This window comes from Pseudarthrobacter xylosi (assembly GCF_055412765.1).
On record NZ_JBVAYT010000007.1, the window covers coordinates 61,847 to 77,009 of the forward strand.

The 15,163-nt window shown below is 67.5% G+C and carries 14 protein-coding genes; 6 read left to right on the forward strand and 8 right to left on the reverse strand.

What is annotated here, in order from left to right; genetic code table 11:
- Positions 1–28: 28 nt before the first annotated feature.
- From tilS to dacB, 3 genes are all read right to left on the reverse strand, one after another.
- A complete protein-coding gene (gene tilS / locus ACZY1F_RS15265) occupies positions 29–1,099 on the reverse strand; it encodes a tRNA lysidine(34) synthetase TilS (protein ID WP_463942717.1) in 1,071 nt (356 codons plus the stop codon).
- A gap of 114 nt (positions 1,100–1,213) precedes the next feature.
- The gene (locus ACZY1F_RS15270) at positions 1,214–2,347 is read right to left on the reverse strand and encodes a zinc-dependent metalloprotease (RefSeq protein ID WP_463942719.1); all 1,134 of its coding nucleotides are present in this window, start codon (positions 2,345–2,347) and stop codon (positions 1,214–1,216) included.
- Between the two features lie 127 nt (positions 2,348–2,474).
- A complete protein-coding gene (gene dacB / locus ACZY1F_RS15275; protein WP_463942720.1) occupies positions 2,475–3,971 on the reverse strand; it encodes a D-alanyl-D-alanine carboxypeptidase/D-alanyl-D-alanine endopeptidase in 1,497 nt (498 codons plus the stop codon).
- Positions 3,972–4,125: 154 nt separating this feature from the next.
- On the opposite strand from dacB, the gene ACZY1F_RS15280 reads away from it, so the two are divergent.
- Both ACZY1F_RS15280 and ACZY1F_RS15285 read left to right on the forward strand, forming a co-directional pair.
- Positions 4,126–4,614, forward strand: a complete 489-nt coding sequence (locus ACZY1F_RS15280) for an inorganic diphosphatase (protein WP_056347687.1) — start codon at positions 4,126–4,128, stop codon at positions 4,612–4,614.
- Between the two features lie 117 nt (positions 4,615–4,731).
- Positions 4,732–6,057: a carboxylesterase family protein gene (locus tag ACZY1F_RS15285; RefSeq protein WP_463942721.1), complete on the forward strand. Its 1,326-nt coding sequence runs from the start codon at positions 4,732–4,734 to the stop codon at positions 6,055–6,057.
- An 83-nt stretch (positions 6,058–6,140) separates the two neighbouring features.
- Here the strand turns inward: ACZY1F_RS15285 and ACZY1F_RS15290 are convergent, their stop codons facing one another.
- Positions 6,141–8,528 carry a phosphoketolase family protein gene (locus tag ACZY1F_RS15290; RefSeq protein WP_463942723.1) on the reverse strand — a complete coding sequence of 796 codons (2,388 nt, stop codon included), beginning with the start codon at positions 8,526–8,528 and terminating at the stop codon, positions 6,141–6,143.
- Between the two features lie 187 nt (positions 8,529–8,715).
- Between ACZY1F_RS15290 and ACZY1F_RS15295 the strand changes: the two genes are divergently transcribed.
- Genes ACZY1F_RS15295 through ACZY1F_RS15305 form a run of 3 tightly spaced genes read left to right on the forward strand, consistent with a single transcriptional unit; the run spans position 8,716 to position 10,710 of the window.
- Positions 8,716–9,342, forward strand: a complete 627-nt coding sequence (locus tag ACZY1F_RS15295) for a hypothetical protein (RefSeq protein ID WP_463942724.1) — start codon at positions 8,716–8,718, stop codon at positions 9,340–9,342.
- Positions 9,335–10,051, forward strand: a complete 717-nt coding sequence (locus ACZY1F_RS15300; RefSeq protein ID WP_463942726.1) for a hypothetical protein — start codon at positions 9,335–9,337, stop codon at positions 10,049–10,051. The genes ACZY1F_RS15295 and ACZY1F_RS15300 overlap by 8 nt, the downstream gene beginning before the upstream one ends.
- A gap of 59 nt (positions 10,052–10,110) precedes the next feature.
- Positions 10,111–10,710 (forward strand): hypothetical protein, encoded by a 600-nt coding sequence (locus tag ACZY1F_RS15305; protein WP_463942728.1) that lies wholly within the window; start codon positions 10,111–10,113, stop codon positions 10,708–10,710.
- Positions 10,711–10,732: 22 nt separating this feature from the next.
- Here ACZY1F_RS15305 and ACZY1F_RS15310 read toward each other — a convergent pair whose 3' ends face one another.
- Both ACZY1F_RS15310 and ACZY1F_RS15315 read right to left on the reverse strand, forming a co-directional pair.
- On the reverse strand, positions 10,733–11,125 hold the full coding sequence (locus ACZY1F_RS15310) for a DUF1761 domain-containing protein (protein WP_463942730.1): 393 nt from the start codon (positions 11,123–11,125) through the stop codon (positions 10,733–10,735).
- 116 nt (positions 11,126–11,241) lie between these two features.
- Positions 11,242–12,144: a helix-turn-helix domain-containing protein gene (locus tag ACZY1F_RS15315; RefSeq protein ID WP_463942731.1), complete on the reverse strand. Its 903-nt coding sequence runs from the start codon at positions 12,142–12,144 to the stop codon at positions 11,242–11,244.
- A 30-nt stretch (positions 12,145–12,174) separates the two neighbouring features.
- Between ACZY1F_RS15315 and ACZY1F_RS15320 the strand changes: the two genes are divergently transcribed.
- A complete protein-coding gene (locus tag ACZY1F_RS15320; protein WP_463942733.1) occupies positions 12,175–12,357 on the forward strand; it encodes a hypothetical protein in 183 nt (60 codons plus the stop codon).
- On the opposite strand, the gene ACZY1F_RS15325 is transcribed toward ACZY1F_RS15320, so the two are convergent.
- Both ACZY1F_RS15325 and ACZY1F_RS15330 read right to left on the reverse strand, forming a co-directional pair.
- Positions 12,314–13,114, reverse strand: a complete 801-nt coding sequence (locus ACZY1F_RS15325) for a GNAT family N-acetyltransferase (protein ID WP_463942735.1) — start codon at positions 13,112–13,114, stop codon at positions 12,314–12,316. The genes ACZY1F_RS15320 and ACZY1F_RS15325 overlap by 44 nt on opposite strands.
- Positions 13,115–13,196: 82 nt before the next feature.
- On the reverse strand, positions 13,197–15,158 hold the full coding sequence (locus tag ACZY1F_RS15330) for a DUF2264 domain-containing protein (RefSeq protein ID WP_463942737.1): 1,962 nt from the start codon (positions 15,156–15,158) through the stop codon (positions 13,197–13,199).
- Positions 15,159–15,163: the final 5 nt, after the last annotated feature.

The following is a 15,163-nucleotide window of genomic DNA, read 5'->3' on the forward strand; positions in this document are numbered from 1 at the left end:
ATGGCTCCTGTGTAGATGCGGGGTGCGACTATTCTTGGGGCGGTTTTTGAGGCCGGAATACTAGCTTCCCACAGCGGGCCGCTCCGCGGGGAACGGGGGTGCCGCCACCGGGCCTTTCCGGGGCCCCGGGTCGCGTTTCCGCCGCGTCCTGCTGTGCCAGCTCGGCGAGGGAGAGCCGGTACACGCTCACCCCGCCAGGCAGCTCCACGGGACCGGCGGAACCCTGCCGCCGCAGCAGCGCTTCCGCCGCCAGAAGGCGCTGGTAGCTGGGCTGTTGGCCCCCGACGTCGGCCGCCGCCTTGGCGATGACCCGGAACCTGATGGCCGGGGAAAGTTCCCCCAAGGCCTCCTCCGGGAGGCTGACCTCCAGTCCGGACCGCTCGGCCAGGCCGGCAAATGTGCGATCTGCCACGTCTTCCAGATAGTCGGCGTCCTGCTGCAGGATGGACGCAGTCCGGGCGAGCGACTCAGCCACGCCGGGCCCGAGTTTTTCCTCCAACAGCGGCAGCACTTCCACCCGGGTCCGGGAGCGGGCAAACGACGGGTCCGAATTGCTGGGATCGTGCCAGGGTTCGAGTTCCTCGACGTCGCAGATCTCCCGGGTGTCCGCGCGGCGCAGGCCGAGGAAGGGCCGCAGCAGCAGCCCTCGGGCAGGCCGCATCCCGGCCAGTGAGCGCGTGCCGGAGCCGCGGGCAAGCCCCAGCAGGACCTGTTCTGCCTGGTCGTCCAGGGTGTGGCCGAGCAGGACAGCGGCGGCCCCGTGCTCCTGGGCCGCAGCCTCCAGCGCTGCGTGGCGGGCATCCCGGGCGGCGGCCTCCGGGCCCATCCCGGTGCTGGCGACGGTAACGGTCCGCAGGTCCACCGGGGAGAGGCCAAGTTCCTTCAGTGCCCGGACTGCGTCGGCAGCCACCTGGGCCGAGCCCTCCTGCAACTGGTGGTCAACCACCACGGCGCCTACGGTCAGGGGGTGCCCGTCAACGTGGCCACGGCGGGCGAAATAGGCTGCCACGGCCGCGAGGGCCATCGAATCCGGCCCACCGCTGCAGGCCACCAGCACGTGCGCCGGATAGCCGGCGTCAGCCAGGGCGTTCTGGACCATTTTGCGCGCCTTGCCAACGACGGGCGCGAGCCTGCCGGGCCGTCGTCGTCCGCGTGAAGAAGTGCGGGCATCCGGAACCTCTGGGCCGTCCGGCACCTTGGGGGCGTGCGGCACCTACAGGCCCATCCGGTCGATCCACAGCTTGGCATCGTGGATTTCAGGCTCGGTGGGGAGGTTGTCCGCGGATTCCCACACCCGGTTGAAGCCCTCCATGCCGGCAACAGCCACGACGGCTCGGACAAACTTGGCGCCGTCGGAGTACTGGCGCATCTTCGCGTCCAGGCCCAGGAGGTTGCGGATGAATTTCTCCAGCACGCCGCGGTCCTTGCCGCGGTCAGTGAAGCGCTGCCGGATGGTCCTGACCGAGGGGACAATGCTGGCGTCGACGGCGTCCATCACCACGTTCGCGTGGCCCTCCAGCAGGCTCATCACGGCCGTGAGGTGTGAGAGGGACGCCTTTTCCTCGGGGTTCTGCAGCAGGTCCAGGATGGCGCCGCGGCCGGGGGTGTTGCCTGTGGCGGAGCGGTCCTTGAGGGAGCGGGCGGCGGCGGAGGCGCGCTCCATCAGGGAATCGACGTTGCCCAGCAGGTGAACGCTGAGGTTGTCGATCTCGGAGAGCATGTGGTGGCGGAGCCACGGCGCGGCAGCAAACTGCACGCGGTGCGTCTGTTCGTGCAGGCAGACCCAGAGCCGGAAATCCTCCGGCGTAACGTTGAGCTCGCGCTCCACCGAGACGATGTTCGGAGCCACCAGCAACAGCCGGCCACCGGCCGGAGCCTTGGAACCTTCCGCGAGCGCGGCGAACGGATCGTACTGGCCCAGGACCTTGCTGGACAGGAACGCCAGGACGGCGCCAAGCTGGCTGCCGGTGATGGCGCCGCTGACGCTGGCCGCGGCCGGGCTGACGTTGCCGCGGCGGCTTTCGAGCATTTTTTCCATCGCGGGTTTGAGCATCACGGCGAAGCTCTGGGTGTTGGCCTTGGCCCAGCTGGCCCTGTCCACCACCAGGACGGAGGAGTCGCGGAGGTCCCGCGCGGCTTCGAGGCCGGTGATTTCGTGGACGTGCGGGACGGAGGCGTCCGCGAGGCGGCGCAGGCTGTCCACGGCTTCGCCGATTTCCGCCGAGTTGAGCGTGGGCCCCGCAGAGGCCAGCCGGGCCGCCGTGGATGCGGCCAGGTCCCAGTTGATCAGGGCCTGGGCCGGGCTGGATGATGCCGGGGCTGACGAATCACGCGCAGTGGACTCCATAGTCCCCATCACATCACAGCGGACGCCGGATGGTCCTTAAGTTCGCTGACCGGCGAACGGCTGCGGCCCTCCCCCGGCATGGACGGTGCCGCCAGGACCGCTGCTTCGAGGCACAGCTGTCGCCGGGCTAACGGCAGCCACAGGCGGCAAGCGCCGTGGCGGCCCGGTCCAGGGCTTCCCGGTTCCCCGCCACGCCCGGCGTCAGGCCGTTGCCGATGAAGGAGAACACCAGGAGCCGCCCGTCTGCGTCCACCACGTACCCGCTGAGTGCGATCACCGAGTTCAAGGTCCCGGTCTTGGCCCGCACCAGGCCAGCGCCGCGGGCCGTGGTGCCACCCCCGTACCGGCTGTCCAGTGTTCCGGTCAGCCCCGCGACCGGAAATCCATCCAGCGCAGCCAGCAACCTGGTGTCGGTACCGGAGGTGATGGCACGCACCACTTCCCCGAACTGGCGGGCGGAGACCTGGTTCGCCAACGCCAGACCTGACACATCCGCCAGCCGCATCGCGTCCGTGGGGATCCCCAGGGCCACGAGCTGTGTGCGGACTGCTGACGTGGCGCCGTCATTGCCGGCGGGCTCCCCTGCAGCCGCGGCGGCCATCCGGCCCAGGACCTCCGCCAGGTAGTTGTCCGAGGTCTGCAGCATCAGATCCACCTGCTGGCCCACAGTGGCGGACTGGACTTCGGCCAGGACCGCAGGCTCTTCTGCGGGGGGCGCATCGCCCGAAGGCGCGGTGTACCGTTCGACGCCGGCCGCTACCGTGAGTCCCGCAGCGGCGCCTGCCGCCTTGAGCTGCGCGGCAAACGCCTCCGCGGCGGTGATTGCTGAGTCCTGGGGGCGCGGGCCGGTGGTCACTGCCGGGTCAAAGCGCGCCGAGTTCAGCGCCAGCGGGTACAGCGGGGCAACCTCGCCCGCCGCAACGTCCCCCTCAGCCCAGGCGGGGTTCAGTGCGGCGCCGCTGAACAGGGAATCGTCCACCAGGACCTTCAGTTCGCCGGTTGCTCCTGCGGCCTGGAGCGCGTGCACGGTGGCAGTGGCCAGGGTGGCGAGCCCGGCGTGGCCCATCACCTGGTTGGGCGCGGATTCCCCGGCGCCCAGGAGAACATCGCCGCCGCCGGTCAGCACCACGTGGTTGCTGGCGGTCCCGGCTACAACCTTTGTGCTGAAACGGTGCTCTGGCCCGATCGCCCGGAGGGCGGCCACCGCGGTGAGCAGCTTCATATTGGAGGCGGGGATCCTGCTCTCCGAACCGCCCCGGTCAAACAGGACCTGGCCGGTGAGCGCATCCTGGACCAGCCCTGTGAAGCTGCCGTCGCCGTCGGGCCTTAACACGGCGTCCAACTGCGCGGCCACCGCGGAGGGCAGCGGGACTGGCGCGGACTCCGTCAGCGGAGCCAGGCCCTGCCGGGCGGAAAGAGTGGCCGGGAGCTGCTGCCAGGCGGGCACCATTGGGGTGGCTGCCGGCGGCGGGACGACGAAAGCAGGGGCAACCAGCCATACGGCGGGGAGCGCCAGTATGACGATTACGGCCAAGAGCAGCGCGGTGGGCCAGGCCTGCAGCCCGCGCTGAACCGTGCGCCGGAACGCCGCCCTTAACCCTGCGGGGTCCGATGTTTCCTTCATGTTAGTGCTGGTCCTCAAGTCCTGAAATTTCCCCGCAAGTTCCTGAAACCTGGGCCTCTCGCTATATCCTCAATAGTAGTCGGCGGCACGGACACTCCTTTTTGTTGTTCGTCTCCTGTGCCGCGAACCCCCTGCAATTGCCGAGGAGCATTCCATGAAGCACGACGTGACCATCGAGATCCCCAAGGGATCACGAGTCAAGTACGAAGTTGACCACGAGACCGGCCGCGTCCGCCTGGACCGCGTCCTCTTCACCTCCATGCAGTACCCCACGCACTACGGGTTCTTCGAGAACACCCTGGGCGAAGACGGCGATCCGCTGGATGCACTGGTGCTCCTGCAGGACTTCGACCTGCACCCCGGCGTCATCGTTGAGTCCCGCCCCATCGGCGTTTTCAACATGACCGACGACGGCGGCGGCGACGCCAAGGTCCTCTGCGTCCCGGTTGACGCCCGCTTTGACCACATCCAGGAAATCAGCGATGTCAGCGAATTCCTGATCAAGGAAATCGAGCACTTCTTCACCCGTTACAAGGACCTGGAGCCGGGCAAGTGGGTCAAGGCTGAAGGCTGGGGCGACCGCGCCGCCGCCGAGGCCGAGCTGGAAGCTTCCATCAAGCGTTACGTGCCAGCCGCGCACTAGTCCCCGCACCACAACTGCAACGCGGGGTCACTTAACGCCCATCCGGACTACGGATATGGGCCGTAAGTGACCCCGCGTTGCACGTTAACGGTCAGGAAACTGTGGAATCGTTGCCCTGTGAGTTCCGAGCCTTCGTTTAATCCTCCGTGCGGACCAGTCACCGGTTTTCGGGACGGTGAGGTGGTGCGTGCCACCGGCATCCCCTACGCCACCGCCGGCCGCTTCCAACCTCCCGTGGCAGCGCCGGACCGGACCGCCAACTATGCCGCCACCACCCTCGCACCGGCCTGCCCGCAGGGCCCCGTTCCGTTCCTGGACGACGTCCTGGGCACCCGGTATGGCGAGCTTCCCGGAAGTGAGGACTGCCAGCGCCTGTCGATCACCGTTCCGGACGGGCTTGCCGACGGCGAGCAGGTCCCGGTCATGGTGTGGCTGCACGGCGGCTCCTACACGTCGGGCTCCGGCGACTTGGCGATTTTTGACCCCAAGTCGCTGGTGTCCGAGAACCGCGTCATCGTGGTGTCCGTGACCTACCGGCTGGGCCTGTTCGGCTACCTGGCCACCGGCACCGGCCGGCCAGCGAACCTCGGCCTGCTGGACCAGTTGGAAGCGTTCCGGTGGGTGCAGCGCAACATCGCGGCCTTCGGCGGTGACCCGGGGCGGGTCACCGCGTTCGGGCAGTCGGCGGGCGGCGACTCCGTAATCCACCTCATGGCCACTCCGGAGGCGCCGGCCCTGTTCCAGCGGGCAATCATCCAGAGCGCACCGTTGGGGATCACCCGCGGCCGGCACAAGATGAGCCGTGCCATGGGCATCGCGGCCGAATCCGTCACGGAAGACACCCCGATGCTGGACGTTGTGGACATCGAAGACCATGTCTCGCAGGTGGCCCGGAAATACGGCCTGATGGCGGCCATGCCGTTCGGCACCCAGTACGGGCACGCTCCGCTGCCGCCGGAATCACGCGTTGAGGCCGCCTGGAACGCAACGGCACCGGGCATCGAAGTGCTGATCGGGCACACCTCCGACGAGGCCCGGCTGTTCCTGCCCCGCAGTCCCGTGGTCAGCCGGCTGGGCAAGATTCCCCTGCTGGGCAACGCGGCCGTGCGGGCCATTAACTGGGCGGTGACGGAGGCAGTCTACGGCCGGGCAGCCCGCAAGTTCGCCCGCCGCCACGCCCGCGCCGGAGGCAAGGCCTACAGCTACCTGCTGTCCTGGGGTGCACCGGGAAACTTCTACCACGCCGCGCACACCGTTGACCTGCCGCTGCTCTTCGGAAACCAGCAGACCTGGGCCGCCGCCGGGCTCCTCGAGGGCGCAACCTGGGACGAGATCGACGCCGTGGGCCGTGAGATGCGCCGGCTGTGGACCGCGTTTGCGCGCGGCGACGGATTGGGTGAGACAGGCGGGATTCCCGGCGCGCTCGAGTACCGCGCGCTGTAAGCGCGACCTGGCTGCAACGCGGGGTCACTTCGCGCCCATCCCGGGTATCCGGACCGGCCGTAAGTGACCCCGCGTTGCTTTATTCAGGCGTTCAGCACCCAGTTCCGGATCTCTTCCGGGTCCTCGCCGTGTGTGCGGGTGTGCTCGCGGGCCTGGATTCGGCGGTCCTGGAGCCTCTGCCGCAGAAGGGAGTGCTTTCCGGCCAGGCCGGGCACGCGGTCAATCGCGTCGATGGCCAGCTGGAAGCGGTCGATCCCGTTAAGCATGGCCATATCGAACGGCGTGGTGGTAGTCCCCTCTTCCTTGTAGCCGCGCACGTGCAGGCCTTCCTGGTTGGTGCGGCGGTACGCCAACCGGTGGATCAGCGACGGATAGCCGTGATAGGCGAAGATGATCGGTTTGTCCGGGGTAAAGATGCCGTCAAAGTCCGACGCCGGAAGGCCGTGCGGGTGCTCACTCACGTCCTGGAGCCGCATCAGATCAACGACGTTCACCACGCGCACCTTCAGCCCGGGGACACCCCGCTTCAGCAGTTCGGCCGCGGCCACCGTTTCCACCGTCGGAACATCCCCGGCACACGCCAGGACAACGTCCGGGTCCTCTCCCGGCACCTCTGACCCGGCGAACTCCCAGATGCCCAGGCCGCGGCGGCAGTGGTTCGCGGCGTCGGCCGGGCCCAGCCACGTGGGCGATGGCTGCTTGCCGCTGACCACAATGTTCACATAATCGGTGGATGCCAGGCAGTGCTCCATGACCGCGAGCAGCGTGTTCACGTCCGGCGGCAGGTACACGCGGATGACCTCGGCTTTTTTGTTCACAGCGTGATCGATGAAGCCGGGATCCTGGTGCGAGAAACCGTTGTGGTCCTGCTGCCACACATGGGACGAGAGCAGGTAGTTCAGCGACGCCACGGGTTGGCGCCACGGCAGCTTGCGGTGGACCTTGAGCCACTTGGCATGCTGGTTGAACATGGAATCCACGATGTGGATGAAGGCCTCGTAACAGCTGAACACCCCGTGCCGGCCGGACAGGAGGTAGCCTTCCAGCCAGCCCTGGCACAGGTGTTCGCTGAGCACCTCCAGAACCCTGCCGGAGCGGGCGAGGTTCTGGTCGACGTCGTCAATCCGGTACTGCCAGACCTTGTCGGTCACTTCGTAGACGGCCTGAAGCCGGTTGGATGCTGTCTCATCCGGCCCGAAGAGGCGGAAGTTCTCCATATTCAGCGAGATGACGTCACGCATCCACGAGCCCAGGGTGATCATGGGGCTGATCCGTTCAGTACCCGGCTCCGCAACGTCGACGGCGTGGGCGGCGTATGCGGGCAGCTTCAAAGGTGTGCGAAGGAGTCCGCCGTTGGCGTGCGGAGTGGCGCTCATCCGGAGGTTCCCACTAGGCGCATTCGTGGCTACGTCGGGCCGAAGCCGGCCCTCGCCGTCGAACAGCTCCTCCGGGCGGTACGACTTCAGCCACTCTTCCAGCTGCTCGAGGTGTGCGCCGTTGGTGCGGACTTCGGCCAGCGGGACTTGGTGGCTCCGCCAGGTGCCCTCCACCTGGAGTCCGTCCACGACCCGCGGTCCCGTCCATCCCTTGGGCGAGCGCAGCACAATCATGGGCCAGTGCGGCGCGGCGTGGCTGGCCTCCGCCCCGCCCCGGCGGGAGTCCTGGATGGCGCGGATCCCGGCCAGGCAGTTGTCGACGGCGGTGGCGAAGTCCCGGTGCGCCTGCTCCGTGTTGTCCGGGTCCTGGACGGTCACGAAGTACGGCTCGTGGCCGTACCCGCGCAGCAGCTGCTCCAGCTGTTCCTGCGGCATCCGCGCCAGGATGGTGGGGTTGGCGATCTTGTAGCCGTTCAGGTGCAGGATGGGCAGGACGGCACCATCCGCGGCCGGATCCAGGAAGTTGTGCGAGTGCCAGCTCGCCGCGAGCGGCCCCGTTTCGGCCTCGCCGTCGCCGATTACGACGGCGGTGATCAGCTGGGGATTGTCGAACACGGACCCATAGGCGTGGGCCAGCGCGTACCCGAGTTCGCCGCCCTCGCTGATGGACCCCGGGGTCTCCGGCGCCGCGTGGCTGGGAATGCCGCCGGGGTAGGAAAACTGGCGGAAGAGTTCGGCCATTCCTGCCTCGTCGGGGCCCACCTGCCCGTAGATTTCCGAGTACGTGCCCTCAAGCCAGGCGTTCGCCACCACAGCAGGACCACCGTGGCCCGGGCCGGCAATGAAGAGCATTTCCTGCGAGTCCCGGCGGATCACGCGATTCAGGTGTGCGTAGACAAAGTTCAGCCCGGGAGTTGTCCCCCAGTGGCCCAGAAGCCTGGACTTGGTGTGGTCCGCGGCGAGTGGCTCCCGCAGCAGCGGATTTGAGCGCAGGTAGATCTGTCCCACGGAAACGTAGTTCGCGGCCCGCCACCACCGGTCTACAAGGTCCAGGGTTTCCTGCCCCAAGTTGTCCTGTCCCATACTTCCGGTCATGACCATCCTTACGTAGCTGCGCGCCGCCGTCGGCAGCTGAGCTTCCATCGCAACACCTATCGGTACGCGGCACAACCTCTAGGCAGGTCAGGCTTTCCCCATGGTCAGGTGTCCCCATCGCGACGTCCGGCACGGCACGGTAAGTTGAACCTGTTTGATTTTGGCTGGAATTTCTTGGGGGAACATCGTGGCAGGACATCAGGACACGGACAACTTCGCTTCTGTTGCGGATCCCAAAATGCTGGCAAGCGTCCGCAAGAGAACCAAGGTCCTCGGCAACGGGAGGTCCGTCGTCGAAGCCACCGGCTGGCAGTCGTTCGGAGCGTGGGCCGTGGATTTCGGCCTCGTGGCGGCCATGGCGGCCGTCGCCTGTATTTCCATTCTGGGTTCGGGCATGGGGACGGCCGGTAAAGCACTGGCTGCGGCCGCCGCGGTCTGGGTTGTGGCGCCCTGGCTCTATGGGTTCTGTTGCCCTGGTGGAGTCTTCCTCGGTTCACTGGCCAGCGGCACGCGGCTGGTGCGCTTCGGCACCGGGGAACGCCCGGGATTCTGGCGGGCAGGATGGTTCATGTTTGCCAGAATGGCGCTTTTTCCCGTTGTGGTCCTCGTATTCTTCCTCGCGGCCGCCGGCGGCTCCGGCCCCTCGGGGGACGGCCCAAGAACCCGCCACATCACCCTTGACCGAAGGTTTCCCGTACCGCCCCCGCCTGTCCACCCAAGCGTCGTGGGGGCCGCAGCGGAGGACGCCTTAGCCGTAGAGGCCCGGCATCGCCAGCTTCCCGGCCTTTACGACCAAGGAGGCCAGCGTGGCTGACGCCGGGCGAACCTGGCTGGTCCGCCGTGCTGAACGGCTCTACGGAGACAAGCTGGGGCGGCTGCGGCACAGCGAGCTGTCCTGGCACGTCGCTTGGAAGTGGCTGCCTCCACTCGTGGTGGTCGGATTCATTTACGGTACGGTTTCCCAATTCACGGGGCGCCCCTCGTCCCAGCGTGACCCGGCACTTTTCTCCGACATCCCACTCTTCCTGGCGACGAGCCTCCTGACTGGACTGGTCCTGTGGTCCCTGACCCTTTTCTGGAGCTTCCGCCGGGTACTGGTGTTCGACCGCGGCCTGTTCTACGGATACGCGCAGAAGCACACCGCCCGCGCCATCTTCTGGCAGGACCTCGATCCCGGGTCGTTGCGGACTGTCGAGGCCCCGGCCGGAGTGGCGGTGGACAGCCTGCTCAAGACCCTGAACGAAGGCGGCAAGACCTCGTTGGGCGTGCGCGGGCGCTACGCAGTTGTGTTCCACGGACTGCCCACGGCGCTGGCCACCGGTGCCGGATCTGGGTCCGGGTCTGGATCCGGGGAACCTGGGCCGGGGTTCTTTACGTTCAGCATGGCCAAGGCCCCGGACAGGCTGGTGACCGAGATCCTTCGGGCGTTGGCGGAGTCCGGCGTCCACCGGGAAGGATCTCCCGGGCTGCAGGCGCTTCATCCGGTTCAGATCAGCTCGGCCACGAGGCTTGACCTTGCCTGAATCGGTACCCGTCGCCGACTTGCCTTGGGCCAACTACTAAACGGTAGTCTGTGATCCACATGTTCACGTTGACCATCAACCAGACCGACAGCCGCCGCGACGGCGACCGCGTCCCTCAGCTGCTGAAGGACCTGCGGCACATACCGGCGCGCCTGGATTTCGACCGGTCTGTGGAGGATGAAGTCCAGGGCATTGTGGACTGCCCGCACCAGGCCGTCGAGGCTGCTTTGATCGCTTTGCGCTCCGGCTCCTGGTACGTGGGTCTCGGCGTCGGGCCGGTCAACGAGCCGCTGCCCAACCAGATCAAGGATGCCTCCGGCCACGGCCTGATCTACGCCCGCCGCGCGGTGGACCGGCTCCGCAACAGCAAAGAACGCATCCCGGTTGCCGTGGAAGGACCGCTCGCCGAAATCGCCCACGAAGCCGAGGCCGTGCTGCGGCTCTTGGGCCACATTGTGCGGGACAGATCCGGGGCTGAATGGCGCGTCCTGGACCTCATGACGCCCGGTGTCCGCGGACAGCAGAAAGCCGTGGCCCAGGAACTCGGCATCACCACGCAGGCCGTCAGCAAGGCAGTGGCCAGGTCCCAGTGGAACGAGGAATACGCTGCCCGCCCTGCCGCCGCACGGTTGCTGGCGCTCATCCTTGAGGTGCGCTGAACACAGCTGGCTCGCGCCGCCGCTACTGCAAGGCACCGATGATCGCCCCCATGGCCGTGAACGTCACGATGTTGTAGCTGGCGTTGATGGCGAAAAGGGTCAGGCTGCGGCGTTCGAAGAGGTAGTTGACGCCCAAGGCAGCCGCCACCCAGGCTGCGCCCGTGGCCAGCCCGGCTAGGGCACCGAATCCGGCGCCGCCGTTGCCGATGAAGGCCGCAAGCACCACGGCCATCACCACTGCGAGCAGGAACGATCCCACAAACACCCGCACCGTTCCGTGCTTCAGCTGCTCATCCGTCACGCCGGCCTCGCGCTGCCACACCTTCGCGAAGAGCACTGAGTACCAGAGCCCTCCCACGATGAAGCCCGCCAGCGCGGCCAGCAGCACGGCCAGCCAGTTGATGTCCAGTTCCACGGCAGTCCCCCTTCTGCAGACGCCGTTCGGCGGCGCCTACGGGTGGAGCCTACGCCTGGCCACCCGCACTGTCTTGTAGAAAAGCCGCAGCGCGCGGCCGCAGGATGGGCACCCGCTCAGCGGACCGCCGTCGGGGTTTCCAAAGGAACGAATGTGGCGTACTCGGGGCCGTGCTGGCGGATGAGGCGGAGGTACTCCGACGGCGTGAATCCGCTGAAGCGCCGGAAGGTGCGGATCAGGTGGGGCTGGTCGTAGTAGTCGGCCAGGGCCAGGAGCTCCGCGCCGCTTGAACTGCCGGCGGGCAGCTGGGCCGCGGCGTTGACGAAGCGGTAGAAACGGCACACGTCGGCGTAGCTTTTGGGTGTGATTCCGCAGTCGCGGAACATGATCCGCTGCAGGGTGGACGGGCTGGTGCCCAGGCGTTGGGCGAGGCCGGCCCCAGGGATGTCTTCCTCGGCCAACAGCGCCACCGCCTCCCGCGTGCGATCGTCCACGTGCGGACGTTGCCCTACGCCACCATGGAGCCGGGACGTGAGGAAACTGTCCAGCGCTTCAAAAGCGGTAGCCGGATCGGCGTCTGCCAGTCCGTCACGCAGGGCCGAAAATCCGGGCAGGAACCTTTCCGCGTCCTGCACCGTGCCCTGCAGTTGCGACGGCGGCACGTCAGTCAATGCCGCGATGCCGTAAGGCTCCAGCACGGCCCCGATATTGAACAGCTGCGGCGGGTTTTCGCTGATGAGATAGCTGCGCTGGACACCGGAATAGAAACCGACCGCGACCTCCGTGGCGCGCCATTCGGTGGTGCCCTGTACGGTGCCGGCGCCCCGTTCCGGCACCCGGGCCCCGGCCTCGGCAAACGGGTCGATCAGGCGGTACGGCGAGGACAAATTGAGAACCAAGTGCGCCGACGGGCCAGGCAGGATTTTTTCATACTTCGCCGTCGGAACTCCACGCACAAACCAGAAACGGCTGACGTACGGCTGCAGCCGGGCCGGGGCAGGACACTCCTCGTAGAGCACACGAGCAGTTTACGGCCGTCGGGTGCCCAGGTGCGGCCCATTGATCCGTTCAACGAACCAAACTCCGGCTACTGGGGCACGGACATCAGTGCCGCCACCGGAAAACCGCCCACCACCTATACCCAAAAACAGCAGGGCGCGCTGATCTACCCGGCCGCCCAGGACCGCGTCAGCCACGCACCCAGCGGTACGGCGTCGTCGTCGAGACTTTGAGCAGCCCGGAGCGCTCCAGGATTGGCCGCGAGAATTCGGTGGAGTCGCTGTGGATGAGGGTCTTTCCCAACTCGAGCGCCGATTGTGCGCGACGGGCCGTCAATGCCCGGTAAATCCCCCGGCCGCGCCATTCTTCGCGCGTGGCACCGCCCCAGATACCGGCGAACGTTGTGCCGGGCACTGGCTCCAAGCGTCCTGCACTGACAATCTGCCCCTCTGCCTCAGCCACCCACAACTGCATCCCGTCATCGAGCGAGAGCCGACGAAGCAGGGCGTCAGCCATCTCACCTGAGACCGGCTCGCCGAACACTTCGTCCTGCATGGCACTCATCGCCCGCACGTCCGACTCCTCCGACACTTGCCGCAGCGTCACGCCGTCGGGAATTGGCACAGTTGTGCTCAAAGCTTGAGCCTCGCCGATCATGATCGATTCAGGGTCGTCCTGGGTGAAGCCGCTTTCAATGAGGGCCTCATGCAAACCCGGAGCCTGGTCATGCCCGCGGGCTTTCCATTCGACCCTGTCGATGGCAGGTTCTGCGCGGAAGTAGGCGATGGCCTCGGCGACGAGCCGCCTGACGGTGTGCGCATCCGCATCGCCCAGATCCCTGTACGTGACGAAGCCCCGCCCCTTCATGAACGTCACCAAGCGCAAGGGTCCGTGCTGGGTCACCTTGAGGGCGCTCGGGGTCTCGGCGTCGGTGCGGAGGTTGTCGTCGTAGGCCGCCAGGAAACGTGCGCGCTCTTCGGTTTGGCTCATCCCGCGAGCCTACTTCAGCCCAGTGCGCGCCCGATTCGATGGCTCGCTGCACACAAGACGGTGGGAAACGTCGAATGCGCAGCTACGCGTCGAATTGGGCACGCCAGATCCGGGAGAGGGGTATCGAGGTACCGTCCGCGAACTCGATCTGTCCGCCGCCGTCGCCGGGGCCGCCGTCGTTGTTGGCCCCTTGGGTGGGGACAAACCGGACGCCGTCAGCGGCTTCCGGACTTCCCTCACCGGCGAGGACGACGACGGCGGCATAGTCGCCGTCGTCTGCCGCGCCCCCCGTGCCGATCCAGGGAATGGTGAGCCGCTCCCCCACCGGGTGCGGGGCTTCGCGGTGCCAGGTTCCGGCGTCGTCCAGGGGTATGCCCCAGCCGGCAAGGGGGCGGATTTCGCTAGCTACTGGGGACTCCGCATCCACGGGCCAGCCGCCGATCCGCAGCCTCGCAGGCCTGCCGGGGGATGTGCCCCGGACGCGGACCAGCCGCACCTCCACCGCGCCCCGCGTCAGGGAAACCACTGTGATTTCCGGCCCGGGCGTCGCAGTTCCGCTGGCCCCGCTGCCATGGTCCGGTCCCCTATCGGGATCCACCGCAATCCAATTGGTGCTGGCCCGGGAGACGCCGGCGAGGACGCCGCCCAGATCCTTCTGGCCGAGGAACTCGAAGCCTGTGCGGTGCGTGAGGCGGCCCTCGGCGTCCACCAGCACCACGGCGTTGTCCAGGGACTCCGGCTCAAGGTCCGGGAAGGTGTGGGTGGAGTATCCCAGCCGGGCGTAGAGCGGGGAATCGGCCACCGCCACTCCGGCGTTGGCGTGGTCGGTGCCGTGGTTCCGGATCCGGACAACGCCGTCGGCCGCCGTTCCGTCCACCTGCCAGCCGGGCGCCGCGATGAGCCGCCGGGTGTCCCCGGCCTCCACGGGCAGGGGCTCTTCGACGGCGGTCCACACCCGGTGGTCCGCCGGGAGCGCGAGTCCCAGGAATCCCTTGGCGGCCCAGTACGGTGACCCTGCACCCGAATAGGACTGCCTCATGCCGGCGAATTCACCGTGCCAGCCGATCGAAAGCAGTCCTTCATCAGTGATGGAGCCGCGGCGGGCGAAGTAGTCCAGCATGCCGGAGGCCGCGCGCCGGCTCAGCCCGGGAGCCAGCCGGGTGTGGCCGGCAAGTTCGCCGGCCCAGAACGGGGCGGCCGCGGCGAATCGGTAGATGAGGCTGCGGCCCTGGATGAGCGGAGCCCCGTTGGCTCCGACGAGGTGGGAGGCGTCATCGAGGTAGTCGGCGAGCCGGTCGCCGTCGAGCTTTTTGCGGGCCTGCACGCGCGGATCATCAGGCGCCATCAGCGCCCACAGCTGGGGGTACACCTGGAAGGCCCAGCCCACGTAGTGGTCGTAGGCCCGCTCGGGACCGTCGGCAAACCAGCCATGGCCGCGGTAGAGCGAATCGTGGATGGCCAGGCCGGCGTCGATGTCCGTGTCCGACGAACGCCCGCCGACGCTGGCCAGGAAGGTTTCCACCACAATCTGGAACCAGACCCAGTTGATGGGCGGATAGTCCTCGCCGATCACCGTTTCGAACCATGCAACCAGCTGTTCCTGGACCCGCTGTGGGAGCTTGTCCCACAGCACGTCGCGGGTCAGGGCAAGCCCAACGGCCAACGAAGCGGCCTCCACCTTGGCCTGGCCCAGCTCCCCGGGAGCCGGCCACCGGTCAGGATTCGCCGGGTCCGTGCCGGCGTCGAGACCCTGCGCATACCACTCGGCGATCCAGCCGGTGCCTTCCGGGTCGCCGGCGATCCGGAAGGAGGCCAGCAGGAACGTCCGGGCGAACGCCTCCAGCGCATCGCTTCGCTGGCCGTAGGCGCTGTTGGCTCCTGGCAGATGGATGTTGGCGTGGTCTGCGGTGCCGAAACGGTGGGCGGAGCGCAGCAGATGGTCGGCGTAAGCACACCAGTGCCCGCGGGTCAGGCCGGTGTGGGGCGACAGGCTGCGGTCCAGCTCCGGCAGGGTCAGGACAGGGGGCGTCATGGTGAATGGCATGGGGT

Coding starts and splice junctions, on each gene's coding strand:
- tilS (WP_463942717.1), bottom strand. CDS start 1,099: ATGGTCCAGAACGCCCTGGCTGACGCCGGCTATCCGGCGCACGTGCTG.
- ACZY1F_RS15270 (WP_463942719.1), bottom strand. CDS start 2,347: ATGGAGTCCACTGCGCGTGATTCGTCAGCCCCGGCATCATCCAGCCCG.
- dacB (WP_463942720.1), bottom strand. CDS start 3,971: ATGAAGGAAACATCGGACCCCGCAGGGTTAAGGGCGGCGTTCCGGCGC.
- ACZY1F_RS15280 (WP_056347687.1), top strand. CDS start 4,126: ATGAAGCACGACGTGACCATCGAGATCCCCAAGGGATCACGAGTCAAG.
- ACZY1F_RS15290 (WP_463942723.1), bottom strand. CDS start 8,528: ATGACCGGAAGTATGGGACAGGACAACTTGGGGCAGGAAACCCTGGAC.
- ACZY1F_RS15305 (WP_463942728.1), top strand. CDS start 10,111: ATGTTCACGTTGACCATCAACCAGACCGACAGCCGCCGCGACGGCGAC.
- ACZY1F_RS15325 (WP_463942735.1), bottom strand. CDS start 13,114: ATGAGCCAAACCGAAGAGCGCGCACGTTTCCTGGCGGCCTACGACGAC.
- ACZY1F_RS15330 (WP_463942737.1), bottom strand. CDS start 15,158: ATGCCATTCACCATGACGCCCCCTGTCCTGACCCTGCCGGAGCTGGAC.